The sequence below is a fragment of the Streptomyces galbus genome (genome assembly GCF_005280195.1).
Classification (GTDB): domain Bacteria; phylum Actinomycetota; class Actinomycetes; order Streptomycetales; family Streptomycetaceae; genus Streptomyces; species Streptomyces galbus.
In genome coordinates this window covers 525,995-543,425 of record NZ_SZPR01000012.1, presented here as the reverse complement: position 1 = coordinate 543,425, position 17,431 = coordinate 525,995, and the positions used below count along the sequence as shown (strand labels likewise).

At 75.4% G+C, this 17,431-nt stretch carries 14 protein-coding genes and 2 pseudogenes; 8 read left to right on the top strand and 8 right to left on the bottom strand.

The features are described from left to right. Positions 1-247: 247 nt before the first annotated feature. Together E4U92_RS15460 and E4U92_RS15455 are read left to right on the top strand one after the other, a co-directional pair. Positions 248-1,153, top strand: a complete 906-nt coding sequence (locus tag E4U92_RS15460; RefSeq protein WP_137300944.1) for a Gfo/Idh/MocA family protein — start codon at positions 248-250, stop codon at positions 1,151-1,153. A gap of 142 nt (positions 1,154-1,295) precedes the next feature. Continuing rightward, positions 1,296-1,691 carry a nuclear transport factor 2 family protein gene (locus E4U92_RS15455; protein ID WP_137300943.1) on the top strand — a complete coding sequence of 132 codons (396 nt, stop codon included), beginning with the start codon at positions 1,296-1,298 and terminating at the stop codon, positions 1,689-1,691. A gap of 28 nt (positions 1,692-1,719) precedes the next feature. Here the strand turns inward: E4U92_RS15455 and E4U92_RS15450 are convergent. Continuing rightward, positions 1,720-2,092: pseudogene (locus tag E4U92_RS15450) on the bottom strand (GNAT family N-acetyltransferase); the annotation flags it as partial. 125 nt (positions 2,093-2,217) lie between these two features. Between E4U92_RS15450 and E4U92_RS15445 the strand changes: the two are divergent. Continuing rightward, entirely contained in the window at positions 2,218-3,333 is a 1,116-nt protein-coding gene (locus tag E4U92_RS15445) for a PP2C family protein-serine/threonine phosphatase (RefSeq protein WP_229862052.1), read from the top strand. Here E4U92_RS15445 and E4U92_RS15440 read toward each other — a convergent pair. Then, the gene (locus tag E4U92_RS15440; protein ID WP_137300942.1) at positions 3,290-5,557 is read right to left on the bottom strand and encodes an MMPL family transporter; all 2,268 of its coding nucleotides are present in this window, start codon (positions 5,555-5,557) and stop codon (positions 3,290-3,292) included. The genes E4U92_RS15445 and E4U92_RS15440 overlap by 44 nt on opposite strands. Before the next feature lie 247 nt (positions 5,558-5,804). Here E4U92_RS15440 and E4U92_RS15435 point away from each other — a divergent pair, with 247 nt between their 5' ends. Beyond that, positions 5,805-5,993 (top strand): hypothetical protein, encoded by a 189-nt coding sequence (locus E4U92_RS15435; RefSeq protein WP_137300941.1) that lies wholly within the window; start codon positions 5,805-5,807, stop codon positions 5,991-5,993. Between the two features lie 109 nt (positions 5,994-6,102). On the opposite strand, the gene E4U92_RS15430 is transcribed toward E4U92_RS15435, so the two are convergent. The 6 genes and pseudogenes from E4U92_RS15430 to E4U92_RS15405 form a co-directional block, all read right to left on the bottom strand. Next, positions 6,103-6,600, bottom strand: a complete 498-nt coding sequence (locus E4U92_RS15430) for a DUF5709 domain-containing protein (RefSeq protein ID WP_137300940.1) — start codon at positions 6,598-6,600, stop codon at positions 6,103-6,105. 110 nt (positions 6,601-6,710) lie between these two features. After that, positions 6,711-7,619, bottom strand: a pseudogene (locus tag E4U92_RS15425) (lysylphosphatidylglycerol synthase transmembrane domain-containing protein); the annotation flags it as partial. Positions 7,620-7,930: 311 nt separating this feature from the next. Next, on the bottom strand, positions 7,931-9,427 hold the full coding sequence (locus tag E4U92_RS15420; RefSeq protein ID WP_137300938.1) for a hypothetical protein: 1,497 nt from the start codon (positions 9,425-9,427) through the stop codon (positions 7,931-7,933). Between the two features lie 141 nt (positions 9,428-9,568). Then, a complete protein-coding gene (locus tag E4U92_RS15415) occupies positions 9,569-11,911 on the bottom strand; it encodes a glycoside hydrolase family 65 protein (protein ID WP_137300937.1) in 2,343 nt (780 codons plus the stop codon). Then, a complete protein-coding gene (locus E4U92_RS15410; protein ID WP_137300936.1) occupies positions 11,908-12,648 on the bottom strand; it encodes a beta-phosphoglucomutase family hydrolase in 741 nt (246 codons plus the stop codon). Before E4U92_RS15410 ends, E4U92_RS15415 begins: the two co-directional genes overlap by 4 nt. Before the next feature lie 65 nt (positions 12,649-12,713). Beyond that, positions 12,714-13,109 (bottom strand): YybH family protein, encoded by a 396-nt coding sequence (locus E4U92_RS15405; protein ID WP_137300935.1) that lies wholly within the window; start codon positions 13,107-13,109, stop codon positions 12,714-12,716. An 80-nt stretch (positions 13,110-13,189) separates the two neighbouring features. On the opposite strand from E4U92_RS15405, the gene E4U92_RS15400 reads away from it, so the two are divergent. From E4U92_RS15400 to E4U92_RS15385, 4 genes are all read left to right on the top strand, one after another. Further along, positions 13,190-13,849, top strand: coding sequence for a nucleoside/nucleotide kinase family protein (locus tag E4U92_RS15400; protein ID WP_174863868.1), 660 nt, complete (start codon positions 13,190-13,192; stop codon positions 13,847-13,849). A 92-nt stretch (positions 13,850-13,941) separates the two neighbouring features. Then, on the top strand, positions 13,942-15,630 hold the full coding sequence (locus E4U92_RS15395) for a phospholipid carrier-dependent glycosyltransferase (protein ID WP_373311457.1): 1,689 nt from the start codon (positions 13,942-13,944) through the stop codon (positions 15,628-15,630). Between the two features lie 157 nt (positions 15,631-15,787). After that, positions 15,788-16,711 carry a MurR/RpiR family transcriptional regulator gene (locus E4U92_RS15390; protein WP_168725121.1) on the top strand — a complete coding sequence of 308 codons (924 nt, stop codon included), beginning with the start codon at positions 15,788-15,790 and terminating at the stop codon, positions 16,709-16,711. A 302-nt stretch (positions 16,712-17,013) separates the two neighbouring features. Further along, entirely contained in the window at positions 17,014-17,394 is a 381-nt protein-coding gene (locus tag E4U92_RS15385) for a hypothetical protein (RefSeq protein WP_174863866.1), read from the top strand. Positions 17,395-17,431: the final 37 nt, after the last annotated feature.

The following is a 17,431-nucleotide window of genomic DNA, read 5'->3' as shown; positions in this document are numbered from 1 at the left end:
CCCCCGGGGACCGGCAATGTCACCGGTCTCGTGGCGTCGCGGGCGTCACCCTGGCCGCCGGTCCGGTGGCTGTCGCCGGCGTCACTCTGGCCGCCGGTCTCTCGTCGCCGGGGTGACCGCGCGTCCGCCGTTCTTCCGTCACCCGGGCGGCTGCACGGCCGCCGGACGGGTGTGCGAGGCTCGCTGAGGAGCGGCCGGTGTTCGTCGGCCGTCGTCCTGTCGTACGGCAGCGAGGAGAGTCAACGGCATGCGCATCGGTCTGCTCGGCACCGGCCCCTGGGCGCGGATGGTCCACGCCCCGGTTCTCGCCGCCCACGGCGGCCTCGACTTCGTCGGCGTGTGGGGGCGGCGCGCCGACGCCGCCAAGGAACTCGCCGACCAGCACGGCACGCGGCCCTACGACGACGTCGACGCGCTGATCGCCGACGTGGACGCGGTGGCCGTCGCCCTGCCCCCGGCCGTCCAGGCGCCGCTCGCGGAGCGCGCCGCGCGGGCGGGGCGCCACCTGCTGCTCGACAAGCCGCTGTCGCTGACGGTCGACCAGGGGCGGGCGGTCGTGGACGCGGTGCGTGCGGCAGGGGTCGCGTCGGTGGTGTTCTTCACGACCCGGTTCCAGCCGGAGACCGCGGAGTGGATCGCGCGGCAGGCGGACGAGGGCGGCTGGTTCACCGCCCGGGCCGAGTGGCTGGGCGCGGTGTTCACCGGCGACAGCCCGTTCGCCGCGTCGCCGTGGCGGCGGGAGAAGGGCGCGCTGTGGGACGTCGGCCCGCACGCGCTGTCCGTGCTGCTGCCGGTGCTCGGCGACGTGTCCCGCATCGCGGCGGCGGCGCACGGCCCGGGTGACACGGTCCACCTGGTCCTGGAGCACCAGGGCGGCACGACCAGCACGGCCACGCTGAGCCTGACCGCCCCGCAGGCCGCCGCCGGCGCCGCGGTGGAGCTGCGCGGCACGGCCGGGGTGACCCGGCTGCCGGAGACCGCCGAGGGCGCGACCGAGGCCCTGACCCGCGCGGCGGACGCACTCCTCGCCGCCGCCGCGTCGGGCGTCCCCCACCCGTGCGACGCGGCCTTCGCCCTGCGCGTCACCGAGATCCTGGCCGCGTCGCAGTCACTCCTGGACGGCACCGCGCAGGGGGTGCTGGACACTCCTTAGGCGGGTGGTGGAGCGGCGGGCCGCCGGTGAGGGCGGCCCTCCCGGCTCGGACCGGGGCCGAGGGACGGGCCGGTCCGGTCGCGGCTCACCCGCCTGCCGGGCCGGGAGGCGGTCGGGGCGGAGCGGCGCTTCGATGGCTGCCATGAGCGAGCGCGACGACTTCCTGGCCTGGGTCGGAACCGACCTGTACGCGGCGGAGCTGGCCCTTCACAACGGCGACGCGGGCCCGCGCAGGGCGCTGTGGTCCCACGAGGAGCCGGTGAGCGTGCTCGGCGCCTGGCGCAACGCCTTCGGGCTGCGTGAGGTCGACGAGCTCTTCACCCACCTCGCGGAGGACTTCTCCGACTGCACGTCGTACACGTTCGAACTGCGCGCGTGCGACGTGGTGGGCGACGTGGCCTGGACGGCCGGCTTCGAGCACACGTCCGTGTCCGTCCGCGGCGAGCCCCGGAGCTACACGCTCCGGGTGACGCAGGTCTACCGCCGCGAGGACGGACGGTGGCGGGTCGCCCACCGCCACGGGGACGAAGAGCCGTGACCGGCCCCCTCGGCCCGGCCGCCACGTGTCACCCCGCCGCGAAGTGCACCCGCTCGCCGAGGACCGGGTAACCGGCCCGCGCGAAGGGGGACACCATCGGCGTGTTGCCCTGGTCCGTGGCCGCGGCGACGGACTCGGCGCCGTGGGCGGCCAGGTGGTGGGTGCACTCGGCCAGCAGGTCGGACCCGTAGCCGCGGCCGCGGTGTTCGGGCAGCACCCCGACGAAGGGTGTCGGCGTGGATGCGGCGCAGGGCGTCGAGGAAGACCCCGTCGTCCGGTTCGGGGGCGCACCGCAGGCGGCCGGGGCGTTCCGGCGGACCGCACGCCCGGGTCCAGCGGTAGCGGCAGCGCTCGACGAGGAGCGCGCACCCGGCGGCGCGGGCCGCGGCGAACCGGGACTCCCAGGGGCGCCGACGGAGCACGGCCACCGGTTTTCCCGCGCCCGCTTTCCCGCTGCACTCCCCGGTCTCGCTCCCCCGCCCGGTCTCCGCATGCGGCCCGGCTGCCCGTGGTGGAGCCTGGGGGCGTGGGCACAGAGGGTGGTCCGGCGGTGCGTCCGCCGCGGGACGGGGAGCGGCGCGGCTGGCTGCAGGGAGCTCCGCCGCCGCTGTGGGTGCGGGCCCTGCCGCTCGCGCTGACCGTGGGCGTGGGGGTGGCCGCCCTGCTCACCCCCGACGCCGAGGACCTGGGCTTCCTGCTCGGCGCCATCCCGCCGCTGGCCGTGCTGTCGTACGGCCCGCTGGCGACCGCCGCCCTCGGCGCGGCCGTGCTGGCGATCCTGACGTCGTCGGTCTTCCACCTGAACCGGCCCGGCCAGGCCGACCTGCTCACCGTGCTGTTCGTGGCGCTGCTGAGCGTGTTCGTGTCGTACGTGCGCAGCCGGCGGGACGTCCAGCTCGACACCGAGCGCACCATCGCGGAGGCCGCGCAGCGGGCGGTGGCGCCGCCGGTGCCCGAGCGGGTCGGTCCGGTGCGGTGCGCGGGCCTGTACCGGGCGGCGGAGCGCGGGACGCTCGTGGGCGGCGACTTCTTCGACGTACGGCAGAGCCCGTACGGGGTGCGGGCGGTGCTGGGCGACGTGCAGGGGCACGGGCTGTCGGCGGTGGCGACGGTCGCCTCGCTGCTGGGGGCGTTCCGGGAGGCGGTGCTCGACCTGCCGGACCTGGCGTCGGTGGCGGCGCGTCTGGACCGGCGGCTGGTGGTGGACGCGGCCCGCAGCGCGTACCCGGAGCTGTTCGCCACGGCCGTGCTCCTTGAGTTCGCGCCGGACGCGGCCCGGGTGCGGGGCGTGGCGTGCGGGCACCCGCCGCCGGTGCTGCTGCGGGACGGCACCGCCACGCAGGTCGAGGCGGTGCCGTGCCTGCCCCTGGGCGTGGGCCTGCCCGAGGCGGTCGGGCCGAGCGCGTTCACGCTGGACCTGCGGCCCGGTGACCGGCTGGTCGTGGCGTCGGACGGGGTGTGGGAGGCCCGCGACGCGGCGGACGCGTTCTACCCGCTGACCGAACGGCTGCCCGCGCTCGCCGACCCCGACCCGGCGGTGACGGCGGACCGGGTCTGGGCGGACGTCCTGCGGCACGCCCCCGAGGTCCGCGACGACGTCACGATGCTCGTGCTCGTTCCGGTCCCTCCGGAGCCCCGCTGACCCCCGGCTCGCCCTCCCCCTCGGCGTCGATGTGCGGCAGCAGCCGGTCCAGCCACCGGGGCGTCCACCAGGCGTGCCGGCCCAGCAGCGTCATGACGGCGGGCACCATCAGCAGCCGTACGACGGTGGCGTCGATGAGGACACTGACCGCGAGGCCGAGGCCCAGCATCTTCACCACGATGTTGTCGCTGAGGATGAACGCGGCGAACACGCTGACCATGATCAGGGCGGCACAGGTGATGACCCGGGCGGTGATCTCCAGGGCGTGGGCCACGGACGCCTCGGCGTCGCCGGTGCGCAGCCACGCCTCGTGGACGCGGGAGAGCAGGAAGATCTCGTAGTCCATGCTGAGGCCGAAGATGATCGCGAACATCATCATCGGCACGTAGCTCTCGATGGGCACCTTGCCCGAGACGCCGAGCGCGGGGCCGCCCCAGCCCCACTGGAAGACCGCCACCACCACGCCGTAGGAGGCCGTGATGGACAGGACGTTCAGGACGGCGGCCTTCACCGCCACGAGCAGGCCGCGGAACACGGCGAGGATGATCAGGAAGGCGAGGGCCACGACCACGCCGATGATCAGGGGCAGCCGGCTCGCCACGATGTCGCGGAAGTCGACCTGGGCGGCGGTGGTGCCGGTGACGTAGCCGTGGGCGGCGGTGCCGGAGACCGCGTCGGGCAGGGTGTGGTCGACGAGCCGGTTGGTCAGGTCCGTGGTGGCGGCGTCCTGCGGGGCCTGCTCGGAGTAGACGGTGCCGATCAGCACGTCCCCGTCCTCGGTCGGGGTGAGCTGGGTGACGGTGGCCGCCCCGGGGACGGCGCTCAGCGTCTTCTGGGCCTGGGTGGCGAGGGCGGAGCGCTGGTCGGAGGGCACCTTCGTCTGGTCGACGACCACGGTGAGCGGTCCGTTGGAGCCCGGCCCGAAGGCGTCGGTCATCAGGTCGTAGGCCCGCCGGTCGGTGAAGGACGTCGGATCGGCGCCGTCGCCGATGTGGCCGAGCTGGATCGAGAACACCGGGATCGCCAGCACCGCGATCGTGGCGACGCCGGCGGCGAGGAAGCTCCAGGGCCGGCGTTCGACGCGCTGGGCGTAGCGGTGCCAGGTGCCCTGGGGTGCGCTCCCCGGGTCGGCGTCCGTCTCGGCGACCGGGCGGCGCACCCGGTAGCGGTCGACGTGGCGCCCGACGAGGCCGAGCAGGGCCGGGACCAGCGTGAGGGCGCCGGCGACGGCGGAGACCACCGTGACGGCGGCGGCCAGGCCCAGTTTCCCGATGAAGCTCACCCCGGAGGCGTACAGACCGGCCAGGGCGATGATCACCGTGGTGCCGGAGACGAGGACGGCGCGTCCGCTGGTCGCCGTGGCGTGCCCGGCGGAGCGCACCGGATCGGCGCCGTCGATCAGCCCCTGGCGGTGCCGGGTGATCAGGAACAGCGCGTAGTCGATGCCGACGCCCAGGCCGATCATGGTGGCGAGGGTCGGGGAGACGGTCGCGAAGGTGAAGGCGGCGGCGAGCAGGCCCAGGCAGGCCAGGCCGCCGACGACGCTGATCAGCGCGGTCAGCAGGGGCAGTCCGGCGGCGATGACGCTGCCGAAGCCGACCAGCAGCACGACGATCGCGACCGCGAAGCCGATCAGTTCGCTGACCCGGTCGTCGGCGGCGGGCCGGGCCAGTTCGCCGAGCGGTCCGCCGTACTCCACCTGGGTGCCGGCCGCGCGCAGCGGCTGCACGGCGTGGTCGACGCCGTGGAGGTAGCCGTCGCCGAGCGTGGAGGGCTGGACGTCGAAGCGGACGGTGAGGTAGCCGGTGTGCCCGTCGCCGGACAGCGGGCCGACCGGGGAGGCGGGGGTGGACAGCGGGTTCTGCACGGCGAGCACGTGGGGCAGTTTCTGCAGGTCGCCGACCGTGGTGGACATCTGCGAGCCGAGTGCGGTCAGCGACTGCTTGCCGTCGTGCACGACGATCTGGCTGCTGTAGCCGCCGGCCTGCGGGTCGTGCCGCTCGAGGACGTCCAGGCCCTGCTGGGACTGCACGCCGGACAGGGCGAAGTTGTCCGAGTAGGTGCCGCCCCAGGTGCGGCTGAGGACCTGGAGCGCGACCAGCGCGACCAGCCAGGCGATGATCACGACGAGGAAGTGCCGGGCGCACCACTCGCCCAGGCCGCGCAGTCCTCCCCCGGCGGTCTTCCCCGGCTTGCCCCCCGGGCCACCGGTGGTGGCGTTCATGGGCCCACCGCCCTCTCCGCCGGAGCGGGATGTCCGACTCCTCCATTGCACGCCAGGCGGTGTGGCCCGGCATCTCGGGTCGCCGGGAGGCCGTACGGCGGGGGGCGGGGCTACCGTGGTGGTGGGGAGGCAGCGGCTCCGGGCGGCCCCGGCGCCTTCCGGCCGGTGCGCTCCCGCGGTGAACGGCGATGGCGGGCCCGGTGACGGCACCGGACCGGAGCGCCATCCGGACCCGAGGAGCCCAGATATGTCGACGTCACAGCCCTCCCAGGACCGCGCCACCCCGGACAACCTGCTGCACACCTGCAATGGCACCGATGTGTCGCCGGAGGACGTGGTCATGGCCACGGGCAGGGACCTCACGCCGCACAACCTCGAATGGGCCCGGCGCAAGCTGGCCGAGGACCCGAACGCGGTCGAGAAGCTGCTGCCGTAGGCCCTGCGGGGTACGGGGGACCGACCAGACACCTGGGGACCGACCAGACACCTGGGGGCCGGGCGGAGAACCGCCCGGCCCCTGAGGCACCCCTGCGGGAGGACTGGTACTAGTACTCCCCCGACTCCCGTTCCTCCGGCAGGTCGCTGTCGTCGACGATGTGGACCGCCGCCTCCTCGGCGCCGGCGGCGCCCGCGTCGATGCCGACGTCCTGGGCGACCTCTTCCTTCGTCTCGTCGGTGTGGGCGCCCTCGTCGGGGGCGACGAGCCGGCCGGCCCGCCGTGTGCCCGCCTCGGGGTCCACGGGTTCGCCCTCGCCGCCGGGGAGGTCGCCCACGTCGTCACCGAGGGGCTCGGTGGCGTCCGGGACCTCCTGGGCGAGGCGCTGGTCGAGGGACTCGCCCTCGTGCTGCTCGGCCGCGGTGGTGCCGTACTTGGTCACGCCCAGCGGCTTCTCCGGCGGCGAGTAGCCCTCGTCGAGAGTGTCGTCGTAGGTGCGCTCGTCGAGGGCGTCCTGCAGGTCCAGCGGGGACGCGTCCTCCTGCTCCTCGTTGGTTCCGGTGGGCTGGTAGGCGTCGTCGCCCATCGTCTCGGGCTCGGTGCCCATGGGTGCCTCCTTCGCTGGCCGGGGGCCTGATCGTCCTGGTCCGCGTTTCCCGTCAGCGGCCGCCCAATCACGGCACTTGCCGCGAGCGCGGCGGAGAGGGGCGCCGGCGTTCACACCGCGCGGCGCCGGACCAGCAGGCCCAGGACCAGCAGGCCGGGCAGCAGGGGCAGCCACGCCGTCAGCAGCCGGTAGCCGAGGACGGCGGACGCGGCGGTCGCGCCGGGGCTGCCGGCCGCGGTGAGGGCGAAGGCCAGCACCGCGTCGAGGGAGCCGAGGCCGCCCGGGGTGGGCAGCAGGGCGGCGGCGCTGCTGGCGGCGAGGTAGAGCAGGGCCACCCGGGCCGGCGCGAGGGGCAGGCCGACCGCGTGGGCGACGGCGACCAGCACCAGCGCGTGCAGCACGGCGAAGGCCAGCGAGCCGCCCCACAGGGCCGCCGCCCGGCCCGGCCGGGCGTGCACGGCGCGGATGTCGCCGAGGACCGCGGCCGCCGCCCGCCGCCAGCGCGGGCGCAGCGGGCCCCGCAGCAGCGCGGCGAGGGCCAGCGCCGACCCGCCGGCCACGGCGAGGGCCGTGGCGGAGACCTGCGGCAGGCGCAGGACACCGGGGCAGCCGAGGGCCAGGACGGCGATGAGGGCGCAGCGGGCCAGGACCGCGGCGATGCCCTTGACGGCGACGGCGGTGGCCGAGCGCCCGGCCGGGACGCCGCAGCGCAGCAGGAAGCGCAGGGTGACCGCGCCCGCGCCGAGCCCGGCGGGCAGCAGGTGGTTGGCGGCGGAGGCGGCGAACTGGGCGGCGACGAGCCGCGCGCGGGGCAGCGGCCGGGTCACCGCGCCCTGCTGGGCCAGGGCGGCGCACAGCCAGGTGGCCGGGGTGAGCGCGGCTCCCAGCAGCAGCCAGCCGTGATCGGCGTCGGCGAGCCGTCCGGCGCCGCTCTCCAGGACGGGCCAGTGGCGCCGGGCGACGTAGGCGACGGCGGCCAGGACGGCGAGCGCGAGCGCGAGGTGCCACCGGACGCGACGTAAGGCGGAGGTGGGTGCGGACTCCTTGACGCCGGGGGCGGCCCTCGCAGAGCCGGGGGCGGTCTTCTCGACGCCGGGAACGGATGTCGCAGCATCGGGGCCGGGCTTCTCGGCGCCCGGAGCGGCTCTCGCGGCACCGGAAACGGGCTTGTCCACGCAAGCAGCGGATCTCGGGGCACCGGAGGCGGACTTGTCGACGCCGGGAGCGGCGTCCGCGGGGCCGGTGGTGGACTTCCCGGCGACGACGATGGGCGGGGGTGCCGCCTGCTCCCTGGTCCTCCGGGTCGTCGACGTCGTCCCGGTCGCCGGGGTCATCGGACGGCGCTCCGCCGGGCCGTCGGGGCGACCTGCACGCTGACCTCGCCGATCCGGTGGTCGTCCCACGTCCGCGCGTAGGCGGGCGTGGGGTGGCCGGGGCCGGTGAGGTGGGCCACGGGGATCCGGTCGGCGGTGGCGCGGATGCCCGCCTCGGTCGTGGTCGTGTCCGGCCCTCGTGTCGCGGCGGAGGCGCAGCCGGCGTAGTACGCGACGGGGATCGCCTGGTCCCCGACGAGCAGACAGGGCGGGCGGACGCCGAGACGGTGCAGCCCGGTGGCGGTGCGGGTCCAGGTGACACGGTCGGCGGTGGTCCGCTCGACGGTGCGGTGCAGGACGGCGTACTGCACGCCCAGGTGGCCGGCCAGCGCGCAGGCCACCAGCACGGCGGCCACCGGACGCCGGCGGCCGTCGGGCCCGCGCACGAGGTGGAGCAGCGCGTCGGCGACGGGCAGGGCCAGCAGCGCGTAGGCGGGCAGCAGGAAGCGCGGGGCGGCGTAGCCGATGAGGAACAGGTACGGGAAGGCGGCCGTGACGGCGCAGGCGAGGGGTACCAGGGTGCGGGCGGTCCGGCCGGCCCGGACCGCGACGACCAGGCCCAGCGCGGCCAGCAGCGGCAGGGCGAACCACCACAGCAGCACCACCGGGTGAGGCATCGGCGCCGTGCACGGACGGCACAGGGTGCGCCCGACGAGGCCGCGCATCTGGTCGGCCACGGCGACGTGCCAGCCCAGGCCGCCCTGGACGCGGGAACCCTCCGACAGGCGCTCGGCGAGGCCGCCGTAGCGGACGTACGCCTCGATCACCCACTCGGCCGCGCCCGCCGCGAGGCCCGCCACCAGCGCCGCCAGGAGCCGCAGGCGGCGGGTCGCCGGGGCGAGGAGGAGCAGGGGCGCCGCCACCCACGCCGCGTCGGTGGGCCGCATCCACGCCATGAGCGCGGCGCCCGCCCCCACGCCCCACAGGGCGGCGCGGTCCGGCCCGTCCGCGCATGCCCGCAGGAAGCAGCCGACGCAGATCAGCGCGCCGAGCGCCACCCACAGGTTGGGCATGACCTGGGGGCCGTAGAAGAGCGTGACCCACAGGGTGGCGAAGAGCGCCCCGGCGCCGGCCAGGACGCGGGCCGGGAAGAGGCCGCGCCACTGGCGCAGCGCCAGGTAGAGGACCAGACCGGACAGCAGGGCGAGGTAGACGCGCAGCAGGGCGGTGGACGTCGACCAGGAGGCCACCGGGGCGACCAGCAGGGACACGCCACGGGCGCGCGGGGCGCTGAAGGAGGACGCCGGGGCCTGGGCGCCGACCTGGCTGACGTACACGGTCTCGTCCCAGCCGAGGCCGAGGCCCGGTCCGACCAGCAGCAGTTGGGCGAGGGTGAAGGCGCCGGCGACGGCCGCGAGGAGCGCGTCGTCGCGGGCCTGCCAGGCCGGGCCGGCGCGCGCCCGCGGCTCGCGCCGCCGCACTCCGGTGAACAGGGCATCCACGCCGTAGACCATCGTCCGACCTTCGCCTCGCCCGTCGCGGGGTCACAGGACCCCGCGGCCCGGAGGGGGACGGGCACCGGGACAACACGGTCAAACTAGCCCAGACCCCGGCCGGCCGCCGCGCTGGACGGGGCCGGTCGGGGACGCGGGCGGTCAGCGCACGTGCGGGGCGCGGTGCGGCGGCTGTTCGGGCGTCGGCCGGGCGGGGAGCGACGGCACGGCCCGCACCTCGGGTCCGTCACCGTCGACGGTGAGCGGTGCGCCGTAGTGCCGGAGCGTCAGGGGCGGCCCGGACAGCAGGCGGTAGGCCGCCTTGCCCGGGGTGATCTCCACGTGCAGGCGGCTGTCGCGGAACTGCAGGCTGAAGGCCAGCCGGCTGAACTTCTCCGGCAGGCGCGGCTTGAAGCACAGCGTCCCGCGCTCGTCGCGCAGCCCGCCGAACCCGGCGACCAGCGCCATCCAGGTGCCGGCCAGCGACGCGATGTGCAGTCCGTCGCGGGTGTTCTGCTCCAGGTCGTGCAGGTCCATCAGCGCGGCCTCGGCCGTGTACTCGTAGGCCAGCCGCAGGTGTCCCGCCTGGGCCGCGATGACCGCCTGCACGCACGCCGACAGCGAGGAGTCCCGCACGGTCAGCGGCTCGTAGTAGGCGAAGTTGCGGGCGACCTGCTCGTCGTCGAAGTGCTCGGGGCAGGTGTACATCGCCAGCACCAGGTCGGCCTGCTTCACCACCTGCTTGCGGTACAGGTCGAAGTACGGGAAGTGCAGCAGCAGCGGGTACTGGTCGGGCCGGGTGCCGGCGAAGTCCCAGCGCTGGTACCGGGTGAACCCCGCGTGCTGCTCGTGCACCCCCAGCTCGTGGTTGTACGGCACGTTGACCGCTTCGGCGGCGTCCCGCCAGGCCGCGCTCTCCTCGTCGTCCACGCCGAGCCGGGCGGCCTCCTTCGGGTGGCGCTCGACGGCCTCGGCGGCGGCGAGCAGGTTCGCCCGGGCCATCAGGTTGGTGTACGTGTTGTCGTCGGCGATGGCGCTGTACTCGTCGGGGCCGGTGACCCCGTCGATGTGGAAGGCGCCGTGCGGGTCGTGGTGGCCCAGCGAACGCCACAGGCGGGCGGTCTCCACCAGCAGTTCCACGCCCGTGTCGCGTTCGAAGTCGGTGTCGCCGGTGGCCACCACGTAGCGCTTGACGGCGTCCGCTATGTCGGCGTTCACGTGGAAGGCGGCGGTGCCGGCGGGCCAGTACGCCGAGCCCTCCGAGCCCTCGATGGTGCGCCAGGGGAACGCCGCGCCGCGCAGGCCGAGCTGGGCGGCGCGCTCGCGGGCGGCGGGCAGGGTGTTCTGCCGCCAGCGCAGCGCCTCGGCGACCGCCTCGGGCGAGGTGTACGTCAGCAGCGGCAGGACGAAGGTCTCGGTGTCCCAGAAGGCGTGCCCGTCGTAGCCGGACCCGGTCAGCCCCTTGGCGGGGATGGCGCGCTGCTCGGCGCGGGCGCCGGCCTGCAGGACGTGGAAGAGCGCGAAGCGCACCGCCTGCTGGATCTCCTCGTCGCCCTCGACCTCGACGTCGGCGCGGGCCCAGAAGTCGTCGAGGTAGTCGCGCTGCTCGTCGAGCAGTCCCTGCCAGCCGCTGTGCCCGGCCGCCGCGAGCGCCGCCTCGACCTGGTCGCTCATCGCGGGCCGGGAACGGGCCGCCGACCAGCCGTGGGCGACCAGCTTCTCCACGCGCAGGGTCTCGCCGGGCTCCAGCACGGAGGTGACGGTCAGGCGGGCGACGTCGACGTTGCTCTCGCTGGCGGTGGTGGTCCGCTCGGGCCCGCTGACGACGTGGTCGGCGGCGACCGCGACGCGCAGTCCGCTGCGCCGGGTGCGGTGGACCAGGCGCAGCCGCCGGCCGGCGGTGAAGTCCTCCTCGGGCTCCAGCGGCGACTTCAGGGCGCGCGCGGCGCGCGGGTCGCCGTTGGGTTCGGGGAGGCTCTCGTTGGCGACCAGCTCGGACTGGATCACCACCCGGCTGCGGCTGCCGACGGCCTCCACCTCGTAGGCGATGGCGGCCACGGCCCGCTGGGTCAGCGACACCAGCCGGGTGGAGCGCACCCGGACCGTGGTGCCGGCCGGCGAGGTCCACTCGCAGGTCCGCTCCAGCACGCCCCGGCGCAGGTCGAGCACGCGCTCGTGGGAGACCAGGCGCCCGTAGCGCAGGTCGAACGGCTCGTCGTCGACGAGGAGCCGCAGCACCTTGCCGTTGGTGACGTTGATGACGGTCTGGCCGGACTCCGGGTAGCCGTAGCCGGCCTCCGCGTACGGCAGCGGGTGGACCTCGTGCACGCCGTTGAGGTAGGCGCCGGGCAGGCCGTGCGGCTCGCCCTCGTCGAGGTTGCCGCGCCAGCCGACGTGCCCGTTGGACAGGGCGAACACCGACTCGCTCTGGGCGAGGACGTCCAGGTTCAGCTCGGTCTCGCGCACGCACCACGGCTCGACGGCGTACGCCCCTTCGGTGATCACGCCTGTGCCCCCAGTTCGGCGAGGTCTTTGACGACGATGTCCGCGCCGTGCGCGTACAGGGCGTCGGTCTGGCCCACGCGGTCGACGCCGACGACGTACCCGAAGTGCCCGGAGCGGCCCGCGTCCATGCCGGCCAGGGCGTCCTCGAAGACGGCCGCGCGGGACGGCTCCACGCCGAGGTCGCGGGCGGCGGCGAGGAAGGTGTCCGGGTTCGGCTTGCCCGGCAGCCCCCGCTCGGCGGCCACCACGCCGTCGATGCGCACGTCGAACAGGTCCTCGGCGTGGATCGAGCGCAGGACGTCACGGGTGTTGGCGCTGGAGGAGACGATCGCCGTGCGCAGGCCCCGGGCGCGGACCGCGTCCAGGTAGCGCAGGGTGCCCTCGTACGCCTCGACGCCGTCGGTGCGGATCCTCTCCAGGAGCAGTTCGTTCTTGCGGTTGCCGAGGCCGTGGACGGTCTCGGCGTCGGGCGGGTCGTCGGGGGTGCCCTCGGGCAGCTCGATGCCCCGCGAGGCGAGGAAGCTGCGCACGCCGTCGGCGCGTGGCCGTCCGTCCACGTACTGGCCGTAGTCGTCGTCGCTGAAGGGCCGGAAGGAGTCGCCGTCGCGGGCGCGCAGGAAAGCGTCGAACATCTCCTTCCAGGCGGCCGCGTGGACCACGGCCGTGCGCGTGACGACCCCGTCGAGGTCGAAGAGGCAGGCCTGGATCGTGTCCGGTAGACCGAGCTGCGTCGTCATACAGGACACCGTTCCCCGCTCCGGGCCCGCCCACCGGGTGGCGCACGCCACAACACCCCACGGGATCAGTCGTGCGGGAAGGAGTGGTGCTCGTGGGCGATCAGCCAGCGCCCGCGTTCCTTGCGCAGTCCGAACGTCAGCCGCAGTCGCGGCGCGGGCGGCCCGGCCGGGTCCCCGGGCGGATCGCAGCGCACCGGGGCGTGGGCGAACGCGACCTGGGCGCCGGCGGTCACGTCGAGGGTGTCGAGGTCGAAGGCCGCCCCCTGGGACTGCCAGGCGAAGAACGGCGGCCAGAGCGCCCGGTAGGCGGCCAGGCCGCGGAAACCCCCGTCGGGCGGGGGCACGTAGTACAGGACGAGATCCTCGGCGTGCCCCGCGAGCACGCCCTCCAGGTCGCCGCGGCGCACCGCGTCGGCCCAGCGGGTGATCAGGGTGCGGATCTGCGTCTCGTCGTCGGGCACGGGCGTCCTCCTCCTCCCCGGCGGGGCCGGGGCTGCTCGCAGTACCTCGGTGGGGCGGTGCCACACTGTGCGGTGTGTCCGTGAGTGCTGCGTCTGTGGTGTTCGACGATCTCCTCCTGCGTGCGCGTTCCCTGGTCCGCGACGGCCACCGCGCCCTCCTCGGGATCGCGGGCGGTCCCGGCGCGGGCAAGACGACGCTCGCCGAGCACCTGGTGGAGGCGCTGAACGCCGGCGGTGAGCCGTGGGTGGCGCACGTGCCCATGGACGGCTTCCACCTCGCGGACCAGGAACTGGACCGGCTGGGGCTGCGCGACCGCAAGGGGGCGCCCGAGACGTTCGACGCCGCCGGGTACGCGGCGCTGCTGCGCCGGCTGCGCGACGACGAGCCCGACACCGTGTACGCGCCCGGCTTCGAGCGGGTCCTCGAACAGCCCCTGGCGGGCGCGATCCCGGTGCCGCCGGCCGCACGGCTGGTGGTGACGGAGGGCAACTACCTGCTGCTGGGCACGGGCGCGTGGGCGCGGGTGCGCCCGTGCCTGGACGAGGTGTGGTTCTGCGACCTGGACGCCGGCGAGCGGGTGCGCCGTCTGGTGGCCCGGCACGAGGAGTTCGGCAAGAGCCACGAGGAGGCGGTGGCGTGGGTGCACCGCTCGGACGAGGCGAACGCCGTGCTGGTGGCGGCGACCCGGGAGCGGGCGGACCTGGTGGTGCGGGAGGTGGCGGGGCTGCCCCGGCACTGAGAACGGCTCGGCCCGGATCGCGCTGAACCCCGGCGGGCCGCGGGCCGTACCTGTGGGCAGGGCGGGAGGTCCGCCGGTCCGACTCCTGGGGAATGATGGCGCGCACACTGCACTCGGCCCCGGCTCCCCCGCTGGACGCGCGCGGGTCCGCCGCCGCGCGGGCGCGCCGCCCCCGGCTCGTGGCGCTGCTCGTGGCGGTGCTGCTCGGTCAGATGGCGGTCGCCATGGTCACCACGGCCGTGCAGCAGACGCCGACCATCGACGAGCCGGTGTACGTGGCCACCGCCGCCGACTACCTGCACGCGCACCGGGTCCGCTACAACGCCGAGCACCCGCCCCTGGGCAAGCTGGTCATCGCCGTCGGGGTCGCGGCGGCCGGCCCGCGCGTCGACCCGTCGTACACCGGTGACCAGACCGCGGCGGGACGCCGGCTGCTGTACGGCACGGGCAACGACCCCGGCCGGCTGATGCTGTGGGCGCGGCTGCCGGTCGTCGTGCTGACGTTGCTGTTCGGGCTGGTGGTGTTCGCCTTCGCCCGCGACCTGGCCGGTCCCGCGGCGGGAGCCGTGGCGCTCGCCCTGTACGCCTTCTCGCCCGACGTGATCGCCCACGGTGCGCTGGCCACGCTCGACGTGCCGACGGCCGGCTTCCTGCTGACGTCGGTATGGCTGCTGTGGCGGGCCCGCGAGCGACCGCGCCGTTGTCTGCCGCTCGCGGGGGCCGCGCTGGGGGCGGCGCTGGCGACGAAGATGAGCGCGCTGCCCGCCGTGCCGGTGCTGATGGCCCTGGCCGCGCTCGCGCTGTGGCCCACCCGCCGGTGGCGGGCCCTGGCCGGGGCCGGCGTCGTGGCGGGGGCCGCGGTCGCCGTCGTGTGGGCGGCGTACCTGGCTGTGGACCCGCGGCTGCGGTGGGACCCGGGCGCCACCCACGTGCCCGCGGTGCACGGGCTGCGCGGTCTGCTCGTCGACCTGCTGCCCTTCCCGCCGGCCTACCGGGACGGCCTGCGGATGCAGTTCGGGCTGGAGAACCAGCCGTGGCAGGGCTTCCTGTTCGGGCACCTGTACACCGGTTCACGCTGGTACTACCTGCCGGCCGCGCTGCTGGTGAAGACCCCGCTCGGGCTGCTCGCGCTGTGGGCGGCCGGGGCGGTGGCCCTGCCGGCGGTGCGGCGGCTGCGCCCGGCGGCGCCGTACCTGCTGCTGCCGTCCGGCACGCTGCTGGCCGCGGCGATGACCGGGGCCCGGGACTTCGGCACGCGGTACGTCGTGTTCCTGCCGCTCTTCCTCGCGGTGGCCGGCGGGTGCGTCGTGACCCTGCGGGCCGGGCCGCGCGACCGGGTCCGGACCGGCGTCGGGGCGCGGGCCCGGTGGGCGGCCTGGGCGACGGTGCTGCTGGTGGCGTGGGTGGCGGTCAGCTCGCTGCGGACATTCCCCTATTACCTGCCGTACGCCAACGAGGCGTTCGGCGGGCCGGCCCGCACGCACGTGTGGCTGCACGACTCCAACGTGGACTGGGGCCAGGACCTGGGCCGGCTCGCGGACCGGCTGCGCGAGCGCTACCCCGGTGAGCGGGTGTGGCTCGTGTACAAGGGCAGCGGGGTCCCGTCCGCCTACGGCATCCACGCCGCGGACCCGCTGCGGGTCCCCGCCGGCGAGGTGCGCGGACTGCTGGTCGTGTCGGACTCGGCGGCGGCCAAGGCGCGGGGCGCCCTGGCACGGCTGCTGGACGGCAGCCGGCCGGTGGACGAGGTGGGCCACTCGATCACGCTGTACCGCCGGTAGGACCCGTGCCGGGATCTTGCCGGGCCCCCGGGCGTACCCGCGCGGCGGCGCAGGTCGCGCGGGTCGTGCGGGGCCCGACGGGTGTGCTCGCGGCCCCGGTTCGGGCGCGGCCGGTGGGCTATGTTGAGTGCTCGTGGGAGACAAAGGAGGCGCACCCGTGCCATCGCCGCAGCAGGCACGTGCGCAGGCATCAGCGATCACCTCGGGCAGGACCGCCCCGGAGGCCGAGGGCTCTCCGACGTCCCGGCTCAGGGAACTCTTCGACCGGCCCCAGCTGTCCCCGGGGCAGCGCCGCATCGCCCAGTACCTGATCGAGCACATCACCGAGGCGGCGTTCCTGTCGATCACCGACCTCGCCGAGCGGGTGGGCGTCAGCCAGCCCTCCGTGACCCGGTTCGCGGGCGCGGTCGGCTTCAGCGGCTACCCGGCGCTGCGGGAGAAGCTCCAGGCGATCGCCCTCGGGGCGCTGGCCGGGGGCCCGGCGACGGACGAGGTCAACCGCAGCAACGAACTGCAGTCGGCGGTCGACGCGGAGATCGAGAACCTGGAGAACCTGCGCCGTGACTTCGCCGACCCGGACCGGGTGATCGACGTCGGCCGCAGCCTGTCGGAGTCGACCCCGCTGACCGTCCTCGGGCTGCGCATCTCCGCCTCGCTCGCCGAGTACTTCGCCTACGCCGCACGCCGGATCCACCCGGACGTCCGGGTGGTGACCCGCGGGGGCAGTGTCGCCTACGACGCGCTGCTGCAGTCCCGGGAGGCCGGGGGCACCTGGGTGCTGGCGTTCTCCATGCCACGGCACGCGCGGGAGACGCTGACCGCGGTGCGGGTGGCGCGCAGCGCGGGCCTGAAGGTCGCCCTGGTGACCGACCTGGCGCTGGGACCGATGGCCGACGAGGCCGACGTCACCTTCGCCACGGGCACCGGCTCGCGGCTGGTGTTCGACTCCTACGCGGCGCCGGGCGTGATGTCCGCCGCCCTGCTGCAGGCCATGACCGACGCCGGTCCGGAGCGCACCCAGGCGCGGCTGGAGGAGTACGAGCAGATCGCCGAGCAGCACCACTTCTTCCTGCGGGACTGACCCGGGCCGCCGCAGCCCCCCCCCCGCTGGGAATCTGACGCCGGATCACTGCGCGCCCAGCGCACATGAATGTTTTCATACGTCTTGCCAAGGGGACGGCATATATAAATACTGCTCACGGCCGCACCCGCCCGACAGGGCTCCCGTTCGGACACCCCGAGCCGCCGTCCCCTACCCACGCCGGCGCACGGGTGCCCGGGGCACCGCCCGGCGCGCGTGCCCGTGGCGGCCCCGGTCATCCCCTGGGCCGGGGCCGCCCCGCCAGGTCGGACCACCCGTCCCGACGCCGTACACCGGAAGCGATGATCATGCCCCTGACGACGACGCGCATCAGCCCGGACTGGCCGCGCCAGGTGAAGACCCCCGGCAGCTATGACTGGGAGCGCTCGGCGACCAAGTGGCTGCGCGAGCTGGTGCCCGCCCGCTACGCGAGCTACCCGGCGCTGCTGCGCCACCCGGTGCTGCTCGCCCGCCACGCGCACCTCCAGGTCCAGCAGGAGATCCGGGTCGCCCGCACCGCCCTGCAGACCGCCCGCGCCGACCTGCCACGCCTGGGCCTCGCCGAGTCGGTCATCGAACACACGATCAAGCTGTACGCCGCGGAGATCATGCAGCTCCAGCACATCGCCCGCAGCGTGCGCGCGGTGACCGAGGCCCTGGTGGAGCACACCGCCGGACGGTGACCGCGGGGCGCTCGCGCTCTGCCCCGAGACCGCGATC